The 5,482-nt window shown below is 58.6% G+C and carries 9 protein-coding genes and 1 pseudogene; 5 read left to right on the top strand and 5 right to left on the bottom strand.

What is annotated here, in order from left to right:
* Window positions 1-270 (bottom strand): annotated as a pseudogene (locus AC1DX0_RS30330) (hypothetical protein); the annotation flags it as partial.
* 241 nt (window positions 271-511) lie between these two features.
* Here AC1DX0_RS30330 and AC1DX0_RS30325 point away from each other — a divergent pair.
* Window positions 512-1,417 carry an ankyrin repeat domain-containing protein gene (locus AC1DX0_RS30325; protein WP_477222683.1) on the top strand — a complete coding sequence of 302 codons (906 nt, stop codon included), beginning with the start codon at window positions 512-514 and terminating at the stop codon, window positions 1,415-1,417.
* 36 nt (window positions 1,418-1,453) lie between these two features.
* Here the strand turns inward: AC1DX0_RS30325 and AC1DX0_RS30320 are convergent, their stop codons facing one another.
* Entirely contained in the window at window positions 1,454-1,834 is a 381-nt protein-coding gene (locus AC1DX0_RS30320) for a hypothetical protein (RefSeq protein ID WP_477222682.1), read from the bottom strand.
* A 323-nt stretch (window positions 1,835-2,157) separates the two neighbouring features.
* Between AC1DX0_RS30320 and AC1DX0_RS30315 the strand changes: the two genes are divergently transcribed.
* Both AC1DX0_RS30315 and AC1DX0_RS30310 read left to right on the top strand, forming a co-directional pair.
* On the top strand, window positions 2,158-2,361 hold the full coding sequence (locus AC1DX0_RS30315) for a hypothetical protein (protein ID WP_477222681.1): 204 nt from the start codon (window positions 2,158-2,160) through the stop codon (window positions 2,359-2,361).
* 43 nt (window positions 2,362-2,404) lie between these two features.
* On the top strand, window positions 2,405-2,650 hold the full coding sequence (locus tag AC1DX0_RS30310; protein ID WP_477222680.1) for a hypothetical protein: 246 nt from the start codon (window positions 2,405-2,407) through the stop codon (window positions 2,648-2,650).
* Between the two features lie 67 nt (window positions 2,651-2,717).
* Here the strand turns inward: AC1DX0_RS30310 and AC1DX0_RS30305 are convergent, their stop codons facing one another.
* Together AC1DX0_RS30305 and AC1DX0_RS30300 are read right to left on the bottom strand one after the other, a co-directional pair.
* Window positions 2,718-3,311, bottom strand: coding sequence for a hypothetical protein (locus AC1DX0_RS30305; RefSeq protein ID WP_477222679.1), 594 nt, complete (start codon window positions 3,309-3,311; stop codon window positions 2,718-2,720).
* 150 nt (window positions 3,312-3,461) lie between these two features.
* A complete protein-coding gene (locus tag AC1DX0_RS30300) occupies window positions 3,462-3,842 on the bottom strand; it encodes a YkvA family protein (RefSeq protein WP_477222678.1) in 381 nt (126 codons plus the stop codon).
* Window positions 3,843-3,847: 5 nt separating this feature from the next.
* On the opposite strand from AC1DX0_RS30300, the gene AC1DX0_RS30295 reads away from it, so the two are divergent.
* The gene (locus AC1DX0_RS30295; RefSeq protein ID WP_477358112.1) at window positions 3,848-4,270 is read left to right on the top strand and encodes a hypothetical protein; all 423 of its coding nucleotides are present in this window, start codon (window positions 3,848-3,850) and stop codon (window positions 4,268-4,270) included.
* Window positions 4,271-4,320: 50 nt separating this feature from the next.
* On the opposite strand, the gene AC1DX0_RS30290 is transcribed toward AC1DX0_RS30295, so the two are convergent.
* Complete coding sequence (locus AC1DX0_RS30290) at window positions 4,321-4,620, bottom strand: DUF1236 domain-containing protein (protein ID WP_477358109.1); 300 nt, start codon at window positions 4,618-4,620, stop codon at window positions 4,321-4,323.
* Between the two features lie 528 nt (window positions 4,621-5,148).
* On the opposite strand from AC1DX0_RS30290, the gene AC1DX0_RS30285 reads away from it, so the two are divergent.
* On the top strand, window positions 5,149-5,482 hold a 334-nt coding region (locus tag AC1DX0_RS30285), incomplete at its 3' end, for a low affinity iron permease family protein (protein ID WP_477358107.1).

The following is a 5,482-nucleotide window of genomic DNA, read 5'->3' as shown; positions in this document are numbered from 1 at the left end:
GAACCCGATCTCCGCCTCCCGGCCGCCGGACGTGCGCGCGACCACCGACGCAATGCCGTGCTCGATGAAGTAGACGGCTGCAATCGGCGCACCGGGCGTCACAAGCGGCATTCTCAGCGGCAGAGCTATCCGCTGCAGGCTGGGCTCAAGCAGCGCAAGGTCCTGCGCGCTCATCTTGCACAACAGTTCATTTCGGTATCTTGGCTGAGTGGAGGTTTCGTCGGCCAGTGCCTGGCCGGTGACAGTCGATTTTGGAATTTCGTAATTCATCGCGTAGCTCCCGCAGGGGCGGGAGTACGATCGACACTCTCAAKCACCAGCGCCCGTTCAGTGGCTAGCGACAGGAGAACTGTACGCTTTCGACATTCCGATAGCGAGTCGTTCCGTTCCGCGTTGCTTTTCTGGAGTTCTTCTCAGGAGCCGTTTGAGAACGTCAGTGAGCGATACATTGTCGCCAGCAAGCCCTTGTTATAAGATAAACCCGTCATGGAACTCTCGTCAGGGAGATACAATGATTAAGCGGGGGCGCACGTGGGTGATAGGGGCTGCGTCGGCCCTTTGGCTTTTTACACTGCCCGCCCAGGCCAGCAACTTAGGTGATCTTGTCAGGAATGGCGACGTCGCAGCGGTGACTTCCGCCTTGGACAAAGGCGCCGATATCAATGAAATTGACGGTGTTACGGCGCTCTATATCGCCTGCGAGGCCGGAAATGTCGAATTGGCAAAACTTCTGATCAAGCATGGGGCGGACGTTAACCTGCCCGTCAGTTGGCAAAGAACGCCACTTTACGCCGCCAACAAGGGTGGGTACGCCGACATCGTGAAGCTGTTGCTCGATAATGGGGCCAATCCAAATCAGGTGGCGAAAGCGCAGACCCCGCTGCACGTGGCTGCCGAGAAGGGCTGCCTTCAGTGCGTCATCCATCTTGTGGATGCTGGAGCAGAGGTCAATGCACTGACATCGAATGGAAATCCGCCCATACATTTGGCCAAGCTCGGTGGTCACGAGGACGTCGTGGCCTACTTGCGCAGTCATGGCGCCGTACGACCCGCCCTTGCGCCGATTTCGGCACGACTAGCATCGGCAAGCGCTGAATCTGGCAAAGAAATTTTCGGCAGAACGTGCGGGGTTTGCCATCTTGCGGCGCCGGGGGTCAAGGTTTCCAAAAAGGCCAATCTGTGGGGCATCGTAGGGCGGCGGAAGGCTTCGCAAAGCGACGTCGAATATTCATCAAGTCTGAAGGACGCTGGTGGCGATTGGACCTTTGAGGAACTCAATCTTTTTATCTCAAACCCCGCACTCACTTTGCCTGGAACAGATATGATTTTCCCGGGTCTGCAGGACGAGAAGCAGCGAGTAGACGTCATCGCTTACCTGCGGACCTTGAGTGAGGCACCGCTGCCGATTCCCGACTGATTGCTCCTGTCTGGCGCTCCGTTTTCAAACAGTCTCTCAGAGGGGGTGTGGCGACGAAATAGCGGAGTGATCCGCCTCATCAGCTTGAGGGAAGCGCAATGCTCCGCCGCCACCTGAATCAACAGTCTCGGCAGCGGATGGTTCCGTGATTGCAGGGTCGATCGCCCACAAGACAGGCTGTTGTGAAGATGAAGACAGGCGATCGACCTCGCCCAGCCATTCGGCGTAGCTGGCGTTCATGGCGGCATGCAATTCCGCGGACTTGTCCATGCCGCCCTGGAACAGCTCCATGACGCGGCGGCCAAGCCACTCCCGCGCCGCGTGACCGGCACCAATGCCGGCCTGGCGACAATACTCGTCGAGCACTTTGGCCAGGATCGAAAGCTGATTTGAGTCCGCCGAACCGTTTGGCACCATCGCGTTTTACCCATCGGTGGGGCGAAAGCGCGAACGGCTCTTCAAGCGCCAGCGCCCATTCAACGGCCGGCGACAGAGCGACTGTACGCTTCCGACAATCGGTTAGCCAGTCCTGCGAACTGTTCGGAAACGTACCAAGCGACCTCCTTCATTGTTCGGCCACCGGCAACTCGCTAGCTTCGCGGGGGTGGACCCCAGGTGCCGCTTTGACCGACGCGGGACACGGYCGGCATCAAACCCAACCCGGTATGGCCAGCGGTGAAAATGCCTCGATTGCGGGGCCTGTGAATGGAGACGCTGATGCCGAGAGATAGATCCGCCTGATGCCAGGGGACAGATTCGAGTGCCTGAAGGAAGAATCCGGCAGCTGGATGGTGTGGGACCACAAGGGCGGCGCGCCCGCAAGGCTAGGTGGGGTTGAGTTGCGCGGCCAGGACAGGCATCGGGCCGAGATCGCGCGCGACATTCTCAGGCGGATTTTCCGGACCGGGCCGGATGCGACGAAGAGCGACCCTTCGGACGCGTAGGGCGCAGCCAGTCCCATCGATGCGAGCCCAGGCAAGTATCGGTTTGGCAAATGCCGTCTTGTTTTGGGCGGAACCGCACGCTTCCAGAAAGGTTTATTCGCGAAGCAAGGATTGCTTTATGGTGGTCAGTATCGAACAGGCGATGGCGGACGCCATCCTGGCAATGCGAATGCTGCGGAAATCCATCGATGACCACGGCCATTTGGAAGCGATGATCGACTTCGACATGGTGATGGCCAACGCCGTCGAGGAAGCCGAGAAGCAACTGACCAGGCTGCAACATGAATGAACACCGGCCTGGGGAACCGGCCAAAGGTGTCGCGCTTTCCGTTGAACGGTTGCTGTCCGGGCGCGGTTTAAAGAAACTTATATTGGTTCACGGCGTCTCGGTGGCCCATGACGACGCCTGCGACGGCAACGGCTGCCAGCGCGAATACGATCAGTCGTACGCGAAGCCGCCGATGAGAAGCCGTATTGACGTATGCTACGTTGAACAGAGTGACAGGCAGTTGGGCTCCGAGGGAGTACAGGTAGCGGGTCGTCGTCATCCCATGCTGATAGGGCTCCCAGTCATCAGGGTATGGTGACGGGTCCGCCAGCGGAACCAGATAATCGAACGAGTACCATGTGATGACCGCTGTGATTGGGAGTGCTGCGATGAGGATGATGGCGCTGGTCCTCCTGTCGAAGACCCGTGACGTGATTTTCGACAGAACTGCTTGGAACAGTTGAGGCGGGCCAAAAGCAAGCATCGCCATCACCAGCACCATCAAAGCGAACAGCGGGCCAACCTCGAGCACCGTTGCGATGGCATTGGATTGTGTCCTGTGAGGGTTGCCATGCAAAAAGTCGACAAAAATAACTGTCACCGCCATTGAAGCCCACATGAGGAGCGCGGTCAGGCACGCCACCCATATGAAGCTGCGAAGAAAGCTGTACTTGTCTCGCATGGACGCCAGTCTAACGCGGGCCGGGAGCCAGATCGTCCGATGTCCCTATCAGAGAGTCGAGTTTGCGGCCACGGCGACGGCCCTGTTGTTGCATCACTTTTAACCGAGCTTCACCTTCGGCTCGCGCGCCCCGAATCGAAGTCGCGCTACCTAAGCTGGCTTCGGCCAGAACAGCCAGAGCATCACAAGCGCCGCCAGTATCCATGCCGCGACCACGAATGCCAGCCCTGCCTTGCTTACCGGCTTGGCGCGGCGTGTCGCTTCGTCCCGGAACTCTTGCATGAGATCGGTCGGCACCAGCTTGACGGCAAGCATGATGCCGAGCGGCACAATGATGAGGTCGTCCAGATAGCCGATGATCGGAATGAAGTCCGGTATCAGGTCGATAGGGCTTAGAGCGTAGGCCGCGACCGCGCCGGCAGTGGCCTTTGCATACCATGGAACGCGCGGATCACGCGCGGCAAGCCAGAGTGCCACGACATCGCGCTTGATATTGCGCGCCCATTGCTTCGCAGAATCGAGAACCGACATACCGCTTGTATACGCAAGCCCTGTCGAAAGGGCGAAGCCGCCATGCCAGCCTGCTCGCGGCGCTTTTGCTCATGAGTGGGCCGAGCTATGTTCGAAGTCAGCCCAGCTTCACCTTCGGTTCGCGCCCAGAAGCGCAGGTCGCCGAGCCTGGTGAGGAAGCCTGCGACATCCTTGGTCATCTGGCGGGTGTCTTAGCCACTTCGGGGTCACTGTCCTGCGAGSAACGAAGCGGCAATGAGGTCATCGCCGTCAATACGACCTTGGCCGCACTCCATGACCGCCAAGACCTTCTGGAAAGTCTTCATTTCGCCGGTTGTAATTTGGGCATGCAGCATCCTGGTCTTGAGGTCGGCCACGCGCGTTCCCAAGCTATCGGATTTTTCAGTCTCGGAGTTCGACATGGCGATGTTTTCCGTTTGACGAGTTAGCCCGTCGCCACCAAGGCGACGGGCTCAGATTGGAAGATGTCAGCAGGTGGTCAGTCGTAGACCTTGATGATTTTGTGCGTGCCGGGATCCACAAGGACGGTCCGGTTGTCGATCACGACGTAGCGATATTTGACGTCGGGAATTTCGCGAAGTTCGACCGTATCAGGCAAAGCGGTGCCGATATTGAGTTCCACGCCGGGAACCTTCACCGACGCCAAGGGCTGCTTCTTCACATAGGTGCGGATCACCGTTTCCTGTTCGGGCTGGATGATGATGTCTTCGGCAGCGGCGACGCCGACCCCGGCGAGCAGAAGAAAAGCCGCGGCTKCGGCAGAAAGATGCGTTCTCATGATTTCTCTCCTTGTTAGATCAGGGCCGAACGAGATCGATCGGCGCCCGACAGCCAACCTCGATGCAGATGCAACGTTCCGCCCTTACGGCTTGAGTCGGGGGTCGTGCCGGACCTAGGTCCGATGGGAAAAACGCAATGGTCCGAGCGTTGCCGACCCGTGGAACCGCGCTGTCTTCGCGAGGTTTTGTCTCCGAAAAATTGGGAGAAAACAGATGGATAGGAGTGTTGGCCAAGCGCGGTGGTTGCTCGCACCGATCTTCGCAACCGCCCTCACGTTTCTACTCCTGGGGGTGATCGTTGGCTAACATTCGTGCAGATCCGCGCAGCTATGTCCCTTCCTGCGCTGATAGGGTTCGCTCCGCCGCTTATGCGGCGAGCGAACCCTCTATCCAAACCAAATTCGAGCGTGTGAGGTTCTGATGTTCCGCGACAAAGAGACCCGGTTGCTCGAGGCAGGCTTGCTCGCGGCAGTGCCGATAAGCGTTGCCATCACCGCACTGCTCGCATTGTTGACCTTGGCCGGGGTATGAACCGCATCCTGTTCGTGGCGGCCGACTTTCTTTCTCGGCCACCGGGCTTCTACGTCATGATGATAGCGATGGCGTTGTGCACCGCGCTGGTGCCTTTCGGCCTGACAAATGCAGTCACCTACGCACTATCGGTCGCGGCCATCGTGATCACTGGGGTGGTCCTGATACAAGGCTATCGCGACACTGCTGCCATTCACGCCAAGCTCGACGAGATCATCGTTTCATTGGACGAGACCAGAAACGACGTTGTCGGATTGGAGCATGCCGAACCGGAAGAAATCCGGGAAAAGCTTACGATGCTCGAAGCAGAAGCGGAACGAACAGTTGGGC

It is taken from the genome of Mesorhizobium sp. P3_A9 (assembly GCF_056402975.1).
This window is presented reverse-complemented; position numbering and strand designations above follow the sequence as displayed.